Source organism: Thermogladius calderae 1633, assembly GCF_000264495.1.
In the GTDB taxonomy this organism is placed as follows: Archaea; Thermoproteota; Thermoprotei_A; order Sulfolobales; family Desulfurococcaceae; genus Thermogladius; species Thermogladius calderae.
The window spans coordinates 739,905-756,795 of the sequence record NC_017954.1; the positions used below are offsets into that span (position 1 = coordinate 739,905).

Annotated in this window: 17 protein-coding genes; 8 read left to right on the top strand and 9 right to left on the bottom strand. The window is 55.2% G+C overall.

What is annotated here, in order from left to right:
• Positions 1–199: 199 nt before the first annotated feature.
• From TCELL_RS04215 to TCELL_RS04240, 6 genes are all read right to left on the bottom strand, one after another.
• Complete coding sequence (locus TCELL_RS04215) at positions 200–910, bottom strand: ABC transporter ATP-binding protein (protein WP_048163096.1); 711 nt, start codon at positions 908–910, stop codon at positions 200–202.
• Positions 911–912: 2 nt separating this feature from the next.
• Positions 913–1,686: an ABC transporter ATP-binding protein gene (locus tag TCELL_RS04220; RefSeq protein WP_014737483.1), complete on the bottom strand. Its 774-nt coding sequence runs from the start codon at positions 1,684–1,686 to the stop codon at positions 913–915.
• Entirely contained in the window at positions 1,687–2,679 is a 993-nt protein-coding gene (locus tag TCELL_RS04225) for a branched-chain amino acid ABC transporter permease (protein WP_014737484.1), read from the bottom strand.
• Between the two features lie 5 nt (positions 2,680–2,684).
• Positions 2,685–3,650, bottom strand: coding sequence for a branched-chain amino acid ABC transporter permease (locus tag TCELL_RS04230; RefSeq protein WP_014737485.1), 966 nt, complete (start codon positions 3,648–3,650; stop codon positions 2,685–2,687).
• A 6-nt stretch (positions 3,651–3,656) separates the two neighbouring features.
• The gene (locus TCELL_RS04235; protein ID WP_014737486.1) at positions 3,657–4,922 is read right to left on the bottom strand and encodes an ABC transporter substrate-binding protein; all 1,266 of its coding nucleotides are present in this window, start codon (positions 4,920–4,922) and stop codon (positions 3,657–3,659) included.
• Positions 4,923–5,055: 133 nt separating this feature from the next.
• Positions 5,056–5,781: a peroxiredoxin gene (locus TCELL_RS04240; RefSeq protein WP_048163099.1), complete on the bottom strand. Its 726-nt coding sequence runs from the start codon at positions 5,779–5,781 to the stop codon at positions 5,056–5,058.
• A 133-nt stretch (positions 5,782–5,914) separates the two neighbouring features.
• Between TCELL_RS04240 and TCELL_RS04245 the strand changes: the two genes are divergently transcribed.
• Together TCELL_RS04245 and TCELL_RS04250 are read left to right on the top strand one after the other, a co-directional pair.
• Positions 5,915–6,124: a hypothetical protein gene (locus tag TCELL_RS04245; protein ID WP_014737488.1), complete on the top strand. Its 210-nt coding sequence runs from the start codon at positions 5,915–5,917 to the stop codon at positions 6,122–6,124.
• A gap of 50 nt (positions 6,125–6,174) precedes the next feature.
• Positions 6,175–7,788: an HD domain-containing protein gene (locus TCELL_RS04250; RefSeq protein WP_014737489.1), complete on the top strand. Its 1,614-nt coding sequence runs from the start codon at positions 6,175–6,177 to the stop codon at positions 7,786–7,788.
• Here the strand turns inward: TCELL_RS04250 and TCELL_RS04255 are convergent.
• The gene (locus tag TCELL_RS04255) at positions 7,757–8,074 is read right to left on the bottom strand and encodes a hypothetical protein (protein ID WP_052307217.1); all 318 of its coding nucleotides are present in this window, start codon (positions 8,072–8,074) and stop codon (positions 7,757–7,759) included. The two genes, TCELL_RS04250 and TCELL_RS04255, sit on opposite strands and share 32 nt — an antisense overlap.
• Before the next feature lie 112 nt (positions 8,075–8,186).
• Between TCELL_RS04255 and ileS the strand changes: the two genes are divergently transcribed.
• The 6 genes from ileS to TCELL_RS04285 all read left to right on the top strand — a co-directional run bounded on the left by ileS (position 8,187) and on the right by TCELL_RS04285 (position 14,472).
• Complete coding sequence (gene ileS, locus TCELL_RS04260; RefSeq protein ID WP_014737490.1) at positions 8,187–11,366, top strand: isoleucine--tRNA ligase; 3,180 nt, start codon at positions 8,187–8,189, stop codon at positions 11,364–11,366.
• A 4-nt stretch (positions 11,367–11,370) separates the two neighbouring features.
• Positions 11,371–11,760: a cytidine deaminase gene (locus TCELL_RS04265; RefSeq protein ID WP_014737491.1), complete on the top strand. Its 390-nt coding sequence runs from the start codon at positions 11,371–11,373 to the stop codon at positions 11,758–11,760.
• A 332-nt stretch (positions 11,761–12,092) separates the two neighbouring features.
• Positions 12,093–12,533 carry a GIY-YIG nuclease family protein gene (locus TCELL_RS04270; protein ID WP_014737492.1) on the top strand — a complete coding sequence of 147 codons (441 nt, stop codon included), beginning with the start codon at positions 12,093–12,095 and terminating at the stop codon, positions 12,531–12,533.
• A gap of 102 nt (positions 12,534–12,635) precedes the next feature.
• Positions 12,636–13,013, top strand: a complete 378-nt coding sequence (locus tag TCELL_RS04275; RefSeq protein ID WP_014737493.1) for an OB-fold nucleic acid binding domain-containing protein — start codon at positions 12,636–12,638, stop codon at positions 13,011–13,013.
• Entirely contained in the window at positions 13,013–13,324 is a 312-nt protein-coding gene (locus TCELL_RS04280) for a PqqD family protein (protein WP_014737494.1), read from the top strand. The genes TCELL_RS04275 and TCELL_RS04280 overlap by 1 nt, the downstream gene beginning before the upstream one ends.
• Positions 13,325–13,386: 62 nt before the next feature.
• Complete coding sequence (locus TCELL_RS04285) at positions 13,387–14,472, top strand: transglutaminase-like domain-containing protein (RefSeq protein ID WP_014737495.1); 1,086 nt, start codon at positions 13,387–13,389, stop codon at positions 14,470–14,472.
• A gap of 71 nt (positions 14,473–14,543) precedes the next feature.
• Here the strand turns inward: TCELL_RS04285 and TCELL_RS04290 are convergent, their stop codons facing one another.
• Entirely contained in the window at positions 14,544–15,896 is a 1,353-nt protein-coding gene (locus TCELL_RS04290; protein WP_420834835.1) for a TiaS agmantine-binding domain-containing protein, read from the bottom strand.
• Positions 15,889–16,860, bottom strand: coding sequence for a deoxyhypusine synthase (locus tag TCELL_RS04295; protein WP_014737497.1), 972 nt, complete (start codon positions 16,858–16,860; stop codon positions 15,889–15,891). The genes TCELL_RS04290 and TCELL_RS04295 overlap by 8 nt, the downstream gene beginning before the upstream one ends.
• Between the last annotated feature and the right edge of the window lie 31 nt (positions 16,861–16,891).

A 16,891-nucleotide genomic window follows, 5' to 3' on the forward strand; every position in this document is an offset into this window, starting at 1 on the left:
ACTCAAGTATGCTGGGTATTATCTCCTCGTGTATGTGGAGTTTATCCAGGTCCTCTACCGATATCTTCAGTACGAGCCTGGGTGTCTTTATCTCGTAGAAGCTCGATACTATTCACCTCGCTGAGTACTGTGGGGAATGATTCAGGGTCTCACTAATTAAGTTTTACCCGTTGAGCTGGGGTATCGTGTCTTGGGTGCCCTACGATACCCTACGCCCCGTCAAGAAGGTCTCTATAAGCGTCCTCGCCTCGGGAGACCCTGGGAGGTACTCCCCAACTATCTTCCCCTCAACGAGGTGGTAGACCCTATCTGCTACGCTCATCGCATAGTCGACGTTTTGCTCGACCAGGAGGATCGACACCCCCATACTCTTGATCTCTAGGAGCTTATTGAGTAGGCTTTTACTGGCCTTGGGAGACAGGCCCGTAGTCGGCTCGTCTAGTAGGAGTAGTCTCGGCTTGGACATAAGGGCTCTCGCGATCGCTAACATTTGCCGTTCCCCCCCGCTCAAGTTCTTCGCCTTGCTCTTCGCCCTACCGGCTAGCTCGGGGAAGAGCCTGAAGACCTCCTCGACGTCGTCTCTCAACCTGTCGTGGCGCCTCGTGTAGGCCCCGAGTAGCAGGTTTTCCAGGACGCTAAGGTTGGGGAAGACGTTGTTGGTCTGCGGAGAGTAGCTCAAACCGAGCGCTACTCTCTTCTCCGTCTTTAACCCGGTTATGTCGGCGCCGTCGAAGTAGACCTTCCCACTGTAGACCTCGGCCAACCCCATGATCGAGTTTAGTAGCGTTGTCTTGCCAGCCCCGTTCGGACCCACTACAGAGACTACCTCTCTATCCCCAACCCTCAAGGACACGCTGTCTAAGACTTTCAGCTTCCCGTAACCGGCGACTAGACCCACGACCTCCAGCATCCTCACTTCCCCAAGTACGCCTTTATCACTCTCTCGTCCGAAACCACCTCGCCGGGTTTCCCCTCAGCGAGTAGGCTACCGTTGTGAAGCACATAGACGTAGTCAACACCCTCCAGTAGCTCGGTTATCCTGTGCTCTATGATCACGAACGTCGAGCCCTTCTCCCTGTTAATCTTCCTTATGGTCTCGGTCAACTTGCGCGCCATCCAGCTCTCCACTCCTGCGAAAGGCTCGTCGAGCATGAACAGCTTCGCGTCGGACATGAGACCCCTCAACGTCTCTACCAGTTTAAGGTGTCCTGCGGATAGCTCGGCCGGTCTTTTGCGTGCTATGCTCTCGAGGCCGAACTCTCTCAGGATGCTCATTGCTCTCGCTATAGCTGCCTCCTCGACGTCGACCCACTTCCTGCGGAGGCTGCAGGTGATCGATGCGCACGAGCCGTAGTCGTAGAACAGTAACATGTTCTCTAGTACGGTTAGCGAGGGTATGAGCCGCGGTATCTGGAAGGTTCTCGCGACACCTAGCCTCGAGATTCTGTCAGGGTTCCACCCAGTGATGTCGACTACTCTACTGGAGCCCTCGATCAGCACCTGCCCCTCATCGGGCGTGTAGTAGCCCGTAACCACGTTGAACAGCGTCGTCTTACCCGACCCGTTTGGACCTATTAATCCCACTATGAGTGAGGAGGGCACGTTTATCGAGACTCTATTTAACGCCACGACTCCGCCAAACCTCTTGGTGACCTTCTCGACAATAAGTTTAGCACCCATGCTCATCTACCCTCCCCGCGGCGTTGACACGCCCCCTCGTCTAGGTGCGAGACCCTCCGGCTTCTTCAGTAAGACGACGAGCATTACCAACCCTACAATGATCCAGCGGAGGTAGTCGGGGGTCACAAGCGTCGTGCCAATGAAGGGTATGACGAACCTCGTAGCGTAGTCCACGGAGGCGAGTAGAACGGTGCCCAGCACACCGCCCACAATGCTGTCTATGCCGCCGAGGATCACCATTGCCCATATGTTGAATGTGAGCGAGGGGGTGAACATGTTCGGGTTTATACTCGTGAAGTAGTAGGCCCAGAGGACTCCCGCTACACCCGTTAAGCCGGACGTAAGGGCCAGTACCTTGGACTTGACCAGTGGTGTAGACCAGCCCGCGTACAGGGCGACAAGCTCGTCGTCGCGTATCCCCTTCAGAATCCTGCCGAGGGGCGAGTTCATTATCCTGCTCACAGTGAAGTACGTGAGGCCTACGAAGCACCACACTACAGTGAGGTACAACGCCTCGGCCACTCTGGCTTGTGGAAGCCACGCGAAGGGGTTTGGTATACCCATGAACCCCTTGCTCTCGCCTAGCGGCTCCGTGTTCAGGTAGAAGAGCCTCAACACTTCGCTCGTGCTCAAGAGTGTGAACCCGACTAAAGCGCTTCCGACCCTGTGAATAGGGTACGTCAACAGCAGGCCAAAAAGAGCTGAGACAGCGAATCCGGCGGCGAGGGACAACAAGAAAACGGACAGGTCGAGTACGGGGTTGCTCTTCGATATCGTGTACAAGAGCTGTATCCCGTTCACGTCGAAAGGAGACGCTCTGCTGCCACTAATTACTAGGGGCAAGTAGGTTCCTATGAGTGCGCCCGTGTAGGCTCCTAGGCCGTAGAACGCCACCTTGCCGAAGTTCGTGATCCCGCTTGACACCTCGAGAGTGAGAGTCAGTGAAAGAACCAAGTAGATGCCGATATATGTGGTTAGGGTGGTCAGGAACCCTACCACATCGATCAACGTCTAACACCCCTCGTAAACCTGTACGGCACTCCACCCGCGACCCCGAGTGGGGGGCTCGCGATTAGAGTCGCGAGTAACACGATAAACGTTAGCATGGGCTTAATGCTCGTCGGCAGGCCCAAGTACGTGCTCAAAAGGTCTGTGCCAAAGTTCTCCACTCCGCTTATCAGCAGTGCGCCAGCGGCTGTCCGCGTTAGTGATGCGAGACCACCTATGAAAGCGATAGTGAAAACCTGTAGTATGAGCGAGTCTCCTACCTCGGGCGTTATTGCCCCACTGTACGTAGTCCACATGACACCTGCCAGTGATATGAGCCCGGCTGTGAGAAACCAGGTGAGGTTGACAACTCTTCCGACCGCGATACCCGAGAGCGACGCTAACAAGCTGTTGTCCGCAACCGCGAGCACAGCCCTGCCTACTCTAGTCGCGTTTAAGACCAGGTATAGGATTGCCATGGACGTTAGTGCGAGTAGTGGGAAGACTACAAGGCTCTGTTGTACGCCTACGAGCCCGGTTCTCGCCGTCAACAGGGAGATGTCATCGTAGTGGATCTGGGAGTACGAGACTAGGTTCGTCCTGCAAGCGGAGCTCGCGATATCGGACACGATGTAGAGAACGTACTTAAGGACGATCCACAGCCCCATGGAGGCGATCATGAGGACGTCCCCCTTCACTCTCATCTCGGTGAGAGGCTTGAACACGGCTAAATTCGACAAGACGGCGATCGAGCCCGTAAGCATAAACGAGAGGAGTACTGTTAGCAAGAGCGAGTTGTGCCCGAAACTGCTCCTCATGTAGTAGTCCAGTAGAACCGCCGTGTAGGCCCCGTAGGTTATGTAGTTTGCGACGGTGAAATTGATCACTTTGGTAACTCGGTAAGCGAGGACGAGGGGTATGGACACGGTGAGGTATAGAAGAGAGAATTGGAAAAAACCGACTAGGTCTTGGGCTATCAGCAAGGCTCGTCACCTGTACGGCGTCGTGGTGAAGATCACAGAGTCGCCCTGGACCACGCCGACGTCCATGAACTGGTATCCTTGGTCCGTCTTGACGATCGCCCACACGCCGTAGTCCTGGAAGGCCTTGTCACCGTTTTCGTCGAACATGGTCCAACCGCTCGGGCCGTAGTAGTGCTTAGCCACCTCGACGAGGGAAGCCCTTATCGCGTCGCCGTCGTACTTGCCGGCTCTGAGGATAGCCCAGCCAGCGAGCTGTATTGCGTCGTAGAGCGTGTCGCAGAAGACGGTGGGCTCCACACCGTACTTCTCCTTCAGCTTTTTAGCAAACTCGTCGTAGAGCGGGTTGTGGACGAAGAGGGGCCTTGTGCCGAGTAGCCTGACCTTCTGCGCGAACTGCCCTATAGTCGGGGAGAGGAGTTCCTGGGCCCCGTGTGGCCCCTCGGACAAGAACCACCTAACACTGGAAAGAACACTGTTGCCGGCGGCATGGGCTAGGATGTTCGCGGCGTCTGTGTCAAATGCGATCAAGACCACGGAGTCCGCGCCTGTGGACTGCACCTTGGAGGCGAGAGCGTTGACCTCGGAGGTGTAGTCGCTTAGGCCTGTCTGGTACGGCAGGTCGTAGACCTTCGTGTTGTTGAACTGGGAGAAGTACCTCGTGAAGAATTCGGCGAAGGCGTTGCCGTACTCGTCGTTACGGTGGAAGACGACCACTGTACGGGCGCCCTGCGTGTACGCTAGAGTAGCGAGGGCCTTAGCTTGCTTTGCGTCGCTACCCACGGTTCTGAATATGAAGTCGTTCGGTATCGCGAGGGTAGGCGCCGTCGATGAAGGGGATATGATGACGATGTGGTTGGCGTCCGCGAACGACTTGACAGCCTTGACCTGTGAGCTGGCGGCCGGGCCTATGACGACCTTTATACCCATCTGGGCAAAGCTCTGCACGTTGGCGAGGGCCTTGTCGTCCTGCGTACCGTCGTCCAGTATTACGGGCTTGAAGTTAACGTTGAAACCGTAGGTCTTGACCTCTTCATTGAGGTCGTCAAAGGCGAGGTAGACGACTTTCTCCCATATCTTGCCGATAGACGACAGTTCCCCTGATAACGGCAGGGTAACGCCTATACGGTACTCCCTAACCTGCCCCGTTTGCGGGGCGCTGGTCGACTGGGGGGAGATTATAGTGCTGGCTACGTATCCTAGCGGGAACCCCAATACGAGTCCTATCAGTAGGAAGGCCAAACTCGCTGGAGTCGACTTCAACCAGTTGCTCACCTTGTAGGAGAGTAATAGAGGTGGGAGTTGTATATAAGCTTAAATAAAAATGTGAATGTTCTATATAATTGCAACCAGAAAATCCTATCAGGTTAGGAGATGTGCGGAGGTGTATGTAGAAAAAAGGGTTGGGCTACTTCTCAGGGACTTGTAGCTTCCAGGGCTTCGCCGCTCTTTCAAGCCACGACCTGACCTGGTTGACTTCTTCCGCGGGTACCTTGCCTTCCTCGATGCAGAACCACCAGTCGAAGCACTTGTACTTCTGGAGCCTCTCAGCAGCCTCCTGTATTGTGGCAGCGGGCGGCACTATAACAGCGTCTCCGATCAGGGCGTTGTTAGGCCAGTTGGCTGGCAGAGCCCTGTTGTACTTGTCGTTGACCTGGAGAGCCTTGATGAGCCTTAGTATCTCGTCGAGGTTTCTACCAGTCTCCTGCGGGTAGTAGAGGACTGCCCTGACAATACCCTTGTCGTCCACGATGATGACTGCCCTCACAGTGTGCGTAGCGGACTGGGCGTGTAGCATGCCCAGCTTCCTGGCGACCTCGCCTGTCGGGTCCGCGATTATTGGGAATGGTATCTCGATTTTGAACTTCTCCTTAATCCACTCGACCCACTTGATGTGGGAGAAGGTGCTGTCAACACTGAGCCCAAGGAGTTCGGCGTTCAGCTTCTTGAAGTCCTCGTACCTAACCGCGAAGCCTATGAACTCGGTTGTACATACAGGTGTGAAGTCCGCGGGGTGGCTGAACAAGACGAGGTACTTCCCTAGGTAGTCGTCTGGCAGTTTCTTCGGGCCGTGTGTTGTCATAACAGTCATTTCAGGGAGCTTTTCGCCAATCAGAGGTATCATTCCGGGCACTTTCCCACCTGAGATTACTATATCTAGGGGTTCGATTTATAAACTTTTTGGTTTCTGAAACTAATTCGATAAGGAGCGTTTCTAACATCAAAATTTAATAGGGTTCCCAGCCAACCTCTGATCGGTTGTAGCAATGGAGTTAGAATGCCCGTTCTGTGGGTTCAGAGGTAAACCGAGTGACTTCTACTTCGTTTATGAGTCGGTCCTGTACGTAGCGGACTCGAAGACCGTCCCAGAAGAGAGGAGCCGCCCCGTTCTAGTTGTGTGCCCCGTGTGCGGGAACGGGTTTTTCCTCGAGTCGCCCTATAAGGCGTTGATGGAAAAGATGAAGTCTGGGAAGTAATATTTATTAAGATCGCAAGTATATTTTGTTGAAGGAAAATAGTACTCGTAGTGATCGAGTTGGAGTCGAGCCGAAGCCCCTTCCCGTGGATGCTCCCCTTTAACGCCCAGGTCAGGGACGTGATCTACAACTACATAGACTACATCAAAGGCGTCGAAGATATTGTAATGGACAGCTGGCCCCTTCAGAGGCTAAGGTACATTCTACAACTCCAGATGGCCCACTTCGTATACCCTAGTGCCACCCACACGAGGTTCAACCACAGCCTCGGCGTGATGCACGTTTCGTACAAGTACATCACGTACCTCCTCAAGGGGAGCTTAGAGTACCTCTCGCAGTCTAAGCACTACAACGAGCTCTCGTCGAGGCTCAAAGAGATCTCGCTCGCTACAAGACTGCTCGGGTTGCTACACGACATTGGGCATGGACCATTTAGTCATGCCTTCGACGAGTACGTTTACAAGACGAGGGACTTCCTACCGTACGTCATCGGCAATCACGAGATCCTCGGGTACCTTATTTATAGGGAGAACGTCCGCCGCCTCATCGAGCAAGCCCTCAAGGATAACTACAAGGTGCTCGGGGTAGACCCCGAGTACACTCTGAGCATGCTGGACGACGGATTGAAGCCGCCACTTGGTATGAAGGACCACACGGAGCTCCTTAAGAAGGGGCATATCAAGCCCGAGGACTACTTCGTTCCAACCCTTGACAAGGCTCTGAGCACGATCGTTAGGCTCGTTGTGAGGGACTACATCTTTACAAGCGATATAATGGACTACCTCAAGCGAGACTCTTACTACACGGGCCTCGCTATAGGGGAGATAAACGAGGAGTGGCTCCTGAGGAACACGTTCATAATAGAGCACGATGGCCGACTGAAGCCCGCCGTGTCTGGCAAGGCGATCGACGACCTCGTAAGGCTACTGGAGGCGAGGAAGCTGATGTACAAGAACGTGTACTTCCACCACGTGAACATAGCGTTCGTAGAGACTGTAGGGCGATTACTGAAGTGCGTCAAGAGCAAAATCACCAGCATCCTCGAAGACATGCTGGACAGAAACGAGTGGTCCAAGTACGTACTCTTGAACGATTTCAGCATCTACGGGATGCTCCAGTCCTTACTATACCAGCCGGCGTCTGAGCTCGAGTGCGAGGACAAAGACTTCGCTAAGAGGGCCCTCGAGAGCCTCTTTGTTACGAGGAAACCCATATGGAAGCTCCTCAGCAGAGAGGTCCTCAAGCTAGAGGACGCCAGGGTACTGTTCTCCACGAGGTTTAGCAGGGACATAAAGAACAAGATAAAGAGCGAGATCGTCAGCGAGCTCAACAACAGGTTCAGTAAGCTACAGCTCTCAGACGAGGACGTGCTCACCCTATACAACAAAGTCGACGTGTTCCCCTCCGCTGGTAGCGAGATAGTCAAACACCTCCTCGTCGTATCTCTGAAGGACTCCAAGGTTATCGGCTACAAGGAGGTCTTCTTCAACAGTTTCGCTGAGAGACACGGGCTAGTACCAGAAGCTCTGGTCTCGGTCTACCTAGAGAGACGCAAGTACAGGATGCTCGACGAGGACGAAGTCGCGGAGGCCAAAGAGATCGTTGCGAACGTTATAAGCGATTTGGTCAAGGCTAGGATAGCTGAAGCACCGGAGACGAGCTGAAGGACTCTCTCACGAACCTCCTTATAGCCTCGTCTACTATACTACTCAAGTCCTTGTTGTCTGAAGGGCACGTGTCCGTTGTCAGTCTACCATTGTTGCACACCCTGATAGAGCCGGAGTTTATCAGCTCCTCTACGACTCTTTCAAGCCTCTCACTGTACACACCGGTTATGGTCAGTGTCCAGTCCTTCAGTAACACCCCGTTCTTCAAGTAAACAATGGAGTGGAGGGTACTCCGGGACGGCTTGTACTCGCGTACTACGCTCAAGACTAGCTCTTCGAGCAATAAACCACCACGCTCTAATTGCACCTAGGTGAACTTAAAAGGCGGGCATCAGTTGAGTTAAAAACGTTAGGATTTATTACTAGTGTTATCACTGCTATTTGACCAGACCTAGGTGGGCTACTACTTGCCCATACCAGGTAAGCTGACGGGACAGTACGATTGGAGAATTGTTGAGGACGCTGTCAAGAGTTACTGGGCGGAGGTGGAGATATACCGGAAGATGAGAGAGAAAGCTCAGCGCTCGCCAAACGTGTTCGTCTTCATAGACGGCCCACCTTACCCCTCCGGCGACGTACCCCACATAGGCACGTTGTGGAACAAGACGTTGAAAGACGTGGTTCTCCGCTTCAAGAGGATGAGGGGCTTCCGCGTCTTCGACAAGCCCGGTTACGACTGCCACGGGCTACCCATAGAGGTGAAAGTCGAGCAGAGACTCGGCTTGAGAAGCAAGCGAGAGATAGAGGAGAAGATAGGGGTAGACAAGTTCGTTGAGGAGTGTAGGAGGCTCGCCCTCACAAACGCGGCCTCTATGACGAAGTGGTTCGAGGAAATCGGCGTAGCCATGGACTGGGAAAGCCCCTACTACACCCTAGATAACAAGTACATAGAGTCGGCGTGGTGGCTGATTAAGCGGGCTCACGAGTCGGGCTTGTTAGACAAGGACTACAGAGTCGTCCACTGGTGTCCCCGGTGCCAGACCACTCTCGCTGAGTACGAGGTAGAGTACCACGACCTCGAGAGCCCGAGTATAGTAGTGAAGATGCCGGTGGAGGGGGAGCCGAAGACTTTCCTATTGGTCTGGACTACAACTCCGTGGACTCTCCCAGCCAATACGTTCATCATGGTTAACCCCAAGGGCACCTATGTTAGGGTGGGGGTGGGCGATGAGGTCTGGATACTCGCTAAGCCGCGCCTCGGGGAAGTCATGGAACTAGCGGGGGTCGAGGACTACTCTATCATCGAGGAGTTCCCAGGCGAGAAACTCGTGGGTTTAAAGTACAAACACCCCCTCGAAGACCTGGTCGAAGCCCAGAAGAAGCTGAGCAAGTACCACGTCGTCCTCCCCTCGGAGGAGTACGTAAGCCTTTACGAGGGTACGGGCCTTGTACACGCGGCTCCCGGCCACGGCTTCGAGGACTTCGAGGTCGCCAAGAAGAGCGGTATTGACCTGGTTGTGAGCCCTGTCAACGACGAGGGCGTCTTCACGGAGGAGGCTGGTAAGTACAAGGGTATGTTCGTACGCGACGCTAACAGAGCGATCATCGAGGACCTGAGAGAGAGGGGCTATCTCGTGTACGAGGGTTCTATCATCCACAAGTACCCGGTGTGCTGGAGGTGTAAGACACCCGTCGTCCTGCGTGCAACGAAGCAGTGGGTTATCAGAGTATCTAGGTTAAAGGATAGGCTAGTACAGGAGGCAAAGTCTGTCAAGTGGATACCCGAGTGGGCGTTGCAGAGGATGCTACACATGCTCGAGAACGTCCAGGACTGGGTGGTGTCGAGGCAGCGCTACTGGGGGACGCCGCTACCGGTCTGGGTTTGCGAGAATGGACACTACGTCGTAGTGGGGGGCGTAGACGACATCAGGAGGCTGGGCGGCGAGGTCCCACCGGACCTCCACAGACCATGGATCGACAGGGTCGAGCTCAAGTGCCCCGTTTGTGGCAGGAGTATGAGGAGGGTCGAAGACGTCGTGGACGTTTGGTTGGACAGCGGTATAGCCTTCTACGCTGCCAGGGGGCGCCCGCTGGACCTCAAGGGAGGGGAGGTAGTCGTAGACTTCATCGTGGAGGGGCACGACCAGACGAGAGGATGGTTCTTCTCGCTCCTGAGGTCGGGTGTCATAGGCTTCGGTGTCAGCCCGTACAAGACTGTCTTGGTTCACGGTTTCGCCCTCGACGAGAAAGGGAGGGAGATGCACAAGAGTCTGGGCAACTACGTTGGAGCCGACGAGGCGATAAACAGGGCTGGTAGAGACCCGCTCAGGCTATGGTTGTTGAGCAACACTGTGTGGGAAGACCTGAGGTTCTCCTGGAAAAGCATCGAAGAAGTAGCGAGCGACCTGCAAGTGGCTTGGAACGTCTACCTGTTCGCCTCCACCTACATGAACCTGGACAAGTTCGAACCCTCGAGGAACGGCTTGGAGAAGTTTGTCGGCAAGCTGAAGTTCGAGGACAAATGGCTGTTGAGCCGTTTCACAAGGACCTTAATCAGGATAACCGAGAGCCTCGAGAACTACAGGATACACGAGGCCGTCAGGGAGTGGAGGAGGTTTGTCGTGGAAGACCTCAGCCACTGGTATCTCAGGATCGTTAGACCGAGGATATGGGTGGAAGAGGAGACCGAGGACAAGCTAGCAGCGTACGCGGTGCTCTACTACGTCTTGAAGAACATGCTAGTGGTAGCTGCCCCCTTCATACCCTTCTTCGCGGAGTACGTGTACCAGAAGGTCTTCAGGCCCGTCGAAGGCTTAGAGTCTATTCACCTCTCCGACTGGCCACAGCCAGACCACTCGCTCCTAGACGACTCGGTCGAGAAGGAGATGGAGGTCGTCAGGACACTCGCAGACCGGGTCGCGGCGGCCAGGATGAAAGCCGGGATCAAGCTACGGCAGCCAGTCAAAAGCGTGATAGTATACACGGACAAGAAGGAAGTCGCCGAGGTCGTGGAAAAGCACTCGGAGCTCTTAAAGAAGGTGTTCAATTCGAAAGCAGTGGAGGTGAAGGACGCAAAAAGCGTCGAGGAGATAGTAGTCTACACTCTGAGGCCAGTCTACAAGAAGCTCGGACCCAAGTTCAAGGAGCTCGCTGGCAGAGTGATAGAGTACGTCAAGGGTAGAGAGAGCGAGGTCGCACACGGGCTCCTGACAAAGGGCTACTTCGACCTCGAGATCGAGGGGAGGACTGTGAGACTAGAACAAGGCGACTTCGAGGTCGTCGTAGGTTACGTAGAGGGCTACGCAGTTGAGGTAAGCGAGCTCGGGACGATAGCGGTCGACAAGAGGTTGACGGAGAGAGAGGTCGCGGAGGGACTAGCCAGGGACGTTGTCAGGAGGATCCAGGTGATGAGAAAGATGATGAACCTAGAGCTCGACGAGAAGATCGAGACGTACATCGTCGCCCCAGCCGACAAGAAGAGCCTACTCGCCTGGTACCAAGACTACGTGAAGAACGAGACAGGGTCTGTGAAAGTCGAGCTCGTGGACACCATCCCTGAGCTAGACGGCTACACTAGGGAGTGGGACATAGGTGGAGACGTGTTCGTCATAATGGTGAGGAGAGTTGGACGATAAGACTATGAGGCTCCTCATAGAGGAGGCTAAACGGGTCCTACCACACTCCTACGCACCCTACAGTGGGGTCCACGTCGCCGCTGCTGTCCTGACCGACAAGGGTAACATCTACCGTGGCGTTAACGTGGAGAACAGTAGTTACGGGCTCACGATATGCGCCGAGAGGTCGGCGATATCCGCCATGGTAACAGCTGGGGAGAGGCGCCCAGTGGCGATCGCCATCGTAACAGACATGGACGAGCCTATCCCTCCCTGCGGAGCTTGTAGGCAGGTGATAGCGGAGTTCAACAGTGAAGCAGAGGTGGTTATGCACAGCGTGAAGACGGGTAAGACTGTCGTCGCGAACCTAAGAGACCTCTTCCCCTCGCCATTTAAGTTGAGGTCGACCGGGTAGACTAGCCGGTCCTCCCGTCCACCGGCATTTTTCGGACAGTGCTGGCACCTAGAAACGTACTCGCATCCCAGACATCTCCGTTGGGACTCTCCCACTCAATCATCGGCCTCGGGAGCCCGAGTCCTGACTACGACCTAGCCCTCTTGTGACATTTCCCATTAGAGTACTCGAGAGTCCAGTCCAACAACTAGCCGGACTCGCCGTCGCACAACATGTATACGAGCCGGTGGTGGTCAGCTGAGTAACTCCTCATCAGGTCTCAGCTGAAACCGAGGGTCATCACTACTTTAAAATCACTCAACACGGTGATAAAAGGCTGGTCGTCACGTTTGGTGAAAGGGCTCTACGTACTGGTGCTCGCTCTCGGCGAGGACTTGAGGGTTGTTACACGTGGAGGGAGGGTCTTCGACCTGCCTAGGGGTGTCTACTTCTACGTTGGCTCAGCCAGAGGCCCCGGCGGCGTGGAGTCGAGAGTGAGGAGGCACATCTCCAAGTCGAAGAGGCTCTTCTGGCACATAGACTACGTCACGTCTAACCCGGGAGCGAGGGTCTTAGGCTACTTTGCGGTGACCGGCAAGGGTATTCGGGAGTACGTTCTCTCAACTTTGCTCTCAGAGGTGTTCGAGCCTGTGAAAGGGTTCGGGTCTAGCGATGACCCGGCCGCAGTATCGCACATGTTCAGGTGCCAGTGGAGCATCCCCGAGTGTCTGGAGAGAGTCTCGAGGACGCTTGGCGGGCTCGGTGTGACCGTCAAGTTTATTAGAGCCCCTTAGCTTAGGGGTTAGCAACGTATCGGAGTCGAAATCGTAATGGAACGTGAGTCGGAAGAGGAGTCGGGGGGAAACCCCGTTAATATAATAGATCTAAAACCCGGAATGGAACACGTGAAGATCAAGGGCAGAGTTCTAGAAGCCGGTCCTCCCAAAGTGATCCAGACGAAGAAGGGTCCGCGTACGATCAGCAACGCTGTAATTGGCGACTCGACCGGTAGGGTAGAGACGACATTCTGGGGCGAGAAGGCGGGCACCATTAAGGAAGGGCAAGCGGTCGAGATAAACGGTGCCTGGACGACGAGCTTCCGGGGCAAGGTCCAGCTGAACGTTGGAAGGTCAAGCGAGGTAAAGGAGGTATCCGACGCCGAAGTCCCCCAGCCGAGCGAGGTACCGGCCGACTCGCCAACAGCGCCGGAGGAGGAGCGACGCCCTAGTTTCCAGGGCCGGAGGCGCGGCGGGTTCAGGCCGAGGCGAGGGTAATGAGCGAGGAGCACACTGCGGACACAGGGGCTAAGAGCCGTTACGAGGAGATAAGGGCGCTTAAGCCGCTGAGGCAGGGAACCTTCCTCGGGGAAGAGGGCGAGAAGTTCTACGTCGCGAAGAGCGAGGAAGAGGTGTACGAGCTGTCGCCACTAGCGTACTACATCTGGTTGTTGTGCGACGGCGAGCACACCGTGGAGGACGTAGCGAACACCATCAGTAGCGAGGTAAACATGCCTCTCGAGGACATAGTCGAACCCCTCGTAGAGGTACTCGAGAGCTTACACGGTGCTCAGCTAGTCGTGTACTGACTACGCCCCGGCCCCACTCGTATATAAGTCCATTTTTTAGATGATTACCCTTTGAGAGAGCCATGTCGAGGGCTATTCTAGTCGCAGTAATAGTCTTAGTCATTAGCCTTTCGGTCGCGCCAATTACCCTAGGGCAGGACTTCACGCCTACCCTACAACAGGTCTACGTCAAGATATATAACGAAGTCGTGAACACGGGGACTGCACCAGTCGCCCTTTCCAGAACGGGGCTCACGGAGTTCAACTACCCCCTCGAAGACCCAACTCAGAGGATAGTTCGTGTCGAGGCGTGGTTTAACGGGGTGAATGTTAGTTATGCTGTCTACGGGGGTGACGAACCCTACATCAGGTTCATCGCCCCAAGCTCGTGGACGAATCTGACACCGGGTACTAGGGCTGAGGCGTGGGTGGTGTACTTGGTCGAAGTAGATACTTTGTCCAGGTTCAAAGGCATAATAGACTTCTCGAACGCGTACATAACAGGAAACACTAGTAGACTGGAAGAGGAGTCCCAGCCTATAGCGTTGAACTCGACCTTGAAGCAGTACGTGTCCGCTACGAGCGGGTGGAACTACACCAACCCACTACTCCAGTTACTCGTCAGGTACATATCGTCTACTGCCGACTCTGACAAGCCCGTAGACCTCGTGAGGGCTGTCGTAGAATACGTGGACATCAACATTGTCTACTCGATCAGGATGCCTCCGAGAGAGCCGTGGGAGACACTCCTCTTCATGGAAGGCGACTGTGATGACCAGTCCAACCTCCTCGTGACAGTCCTCAGAGGGCTCGGGATACCCAGCTACCAGGAGTACGGTATGGTCTATTTGTCCAGCGATTTCCGCTTAGAGTCTGTGGAAAACAACGGGATGCTCAACATAACCATGATCGGTGGAGGAGGACATGCGTGGGCGGTCGCTTTCCTGCCACCCTGGGGGTGGGTTCGCATCGACACGGTTTTCGGCGTTAAGGGCAACTGGCTGTCGCACATCGTCTCGATACCCTATTACAACTACCCAACAGTCGTAATGGGGAGAAGCAGGGGCGAGGCTAGCCAGGTCGAGTGGCTGAGCTTCGATAAGCAGATCGCTATGGCAAAACTCAAATACGTAATACTGTACGAAGTCTCGGTTGTAGAGCAGTTTTAAAGGTCCAAGGACATTATAAGTTACCCGGATGACCGAAGACTTCAATGCTGAGTCGTGACGAGACTCCACCCCTAGGGAGCTCCCAACGGTGGTTTAATAAACGGGTCTACTGGCTGGTAGATGAACTTCTTCGGAGGTACACCAAACCTCTCAATGGGCTTCATCAAGTGCTTGAAGGCGTGCTTCGGAGGCTGGTAGAGACCTGGAGCTATACTCCTCTCGACCCTTATCTTTACCTTCCCCAACTCCGTTGATCGGTAGCCGCACTTAGGGCACTTGAACCCCTTTCCATACCCTGCACTAGTCATCCTAGCCCCACACCTGGGGCATAACGGGTTCTCGAACCTATAGACCTCAGTAAGCCTCACCACCAGCAATTTCTCGAGGTTGAGGGTCGGCGGGTGGGTCGTAGAGCCGGGCCTCACGCACCCCATCACCTCGACCTCGTCCCCGACCGCAAGCTCGGAGACGACGTCCCTGAACTCCTTGGTGGGCTCGTAGGCCGCGACGTCGATCGAACAGTGTCCGTCGGACACACCGAACACGACGTGCCCGCCCTGGATCCTCCGTGGGGCTCTCGTGACGAAGCCCCTGACTCTTACACACCTGTAGGGGTATGCTTCGCAGACCGACTCCACCTCCTGGAGGTGCTGGTCTGTGTGCTGGTTAGTCCTGAACAACACCACTGCCTCTACTTCCTCGAACACTCTTATCGACCTCAACGCCGCCACAATGTGCTCCGGGCTCTCTCCTCTGACCCCCATTAGAACGGGGTCCGGGCCTCTCGGTGTCGCCAACAGCCTGCCCGTATCGTGGTCGTAGTTGAGGAAGAGAGCTCCCTTAGACCTCAGCTCGGCGTCTTTGACAGATTCAGCGTCTACCAGCCTCGGCTTGCCGATGTTATCCCTCACTCTATATAAAATCGCCTCGTACGTGAAGTCGCCTTCGAGGAGGTCTACGCCTATCGCGGCTGTAGCCCCTACAAGCCCTCTTTTCCCCTTAACAGATTTTGCCAGAGCCCCCGACTTCTCTATGACCCTCTCCACGACCTGTAGGGGGATCAGGTCCCCTACCGCTCTCGTGCCGACCCTCTTCAAGTACTCGGGTATCTCTCCTTCGAGCACGACGATCGCAGGCTGGTGCTTCGGGTTGTCGAACTCCCTAGCGTAGTCCTCTGCTATCACCTCGACTATGTCGAGTAGCTCCCTAGCGCTCCTCTCCGTCTCGAGTCTCAGGGCTACAGCACCGTTCCCCCTCGTCTTCCAGGGCACTGCCGGGTTGAGCCTTACTAGGTTGGGGTAGTCGACCAGCCTAGCCTTCCTACCTGTTAGCTCCCACGCTATTTTGACAGCCAGGTGTGTGGTACACCCGCCGGTATGGGAGTCGAAGTCGTCTATCCCCACGTGTACTAGCAAATTACCCACGCTTCATGAAGCACTTTGCCCCCACTATAATTATTGGCAGGAGGACTGTAGCGTCACCGTAGACCACCACGCTCTTCCCGCTGGGCTTCACTTTCCCCCACGTTATGGCCTCCCTCAGGTGGGCCCCGCTAAGGCTGCCGTCGTACTCGACCGCCGTGGTTATGTAGACGCTGTACTCCATCCCCTCTTTGAACTGAGACCACCACAGGGCGTGGTGCTTTGATATGCCACCACCCACTATTAGCCCCCCAACTTTCCTCGCCGAGAACACTTTCTCCGCCAGGAGCTTCTCGTCCGCCAGGAGGTCTAGTCTCAGTCCGCTCATAGTACTGTGGAAGACTATGTTCGTCCCGAACGCCCCGTCGAGTAGGCCTGGGACTACTACGGGGACGCCCTTCTCGTAGGCTGCTCTCAGGAAGCTGTTCTCGTCTCTCAACCTCTTCCCGACCTCCGCGAGTAGCTCCACGCCGCTCCACTCCTTCTTGACTTTCACAAGCTCGTCCAAGAGGCTCCTCGTGAACTTCTCGATCGATATACCGTAGCCCTCCCAGGGTATTAGCACGTTCCCGAGCCTGTGCACCTCCACGCTCCTCAAGAACGCGTCGTCGTACAGCCAGTCGCCCTTATAGTACCTCGAGCCAGTAGCCCTCGCTATGTCGTGGTCTACGGCTCCACACGTCGTTATAACCACGTCGGCGAAGCCCTCCCTTATAAGCTGAGTGATAACGCCTCTCAGGCCGGTCGCCACGAGGTTCCCCGTGAAGGAGAAGATCTTGAGGACCTCAGCGTCCTTCAACATAGCGGCCAGTACCCGGGAGGCGTTGTAGACGTGGGCGGCCATGAAACCGTGGGACATACCAAAAGCTTCGACGAGATCGCATACGGTCATCTCGTGTGAGACTCTGTAGTCTGAGATACTCTCTACTAGAATGTCCGCCCTGGCGCTCTCTACAAAGTCCGACATCGGCGAACGCCTCGGTCCGATGCAAATTGGT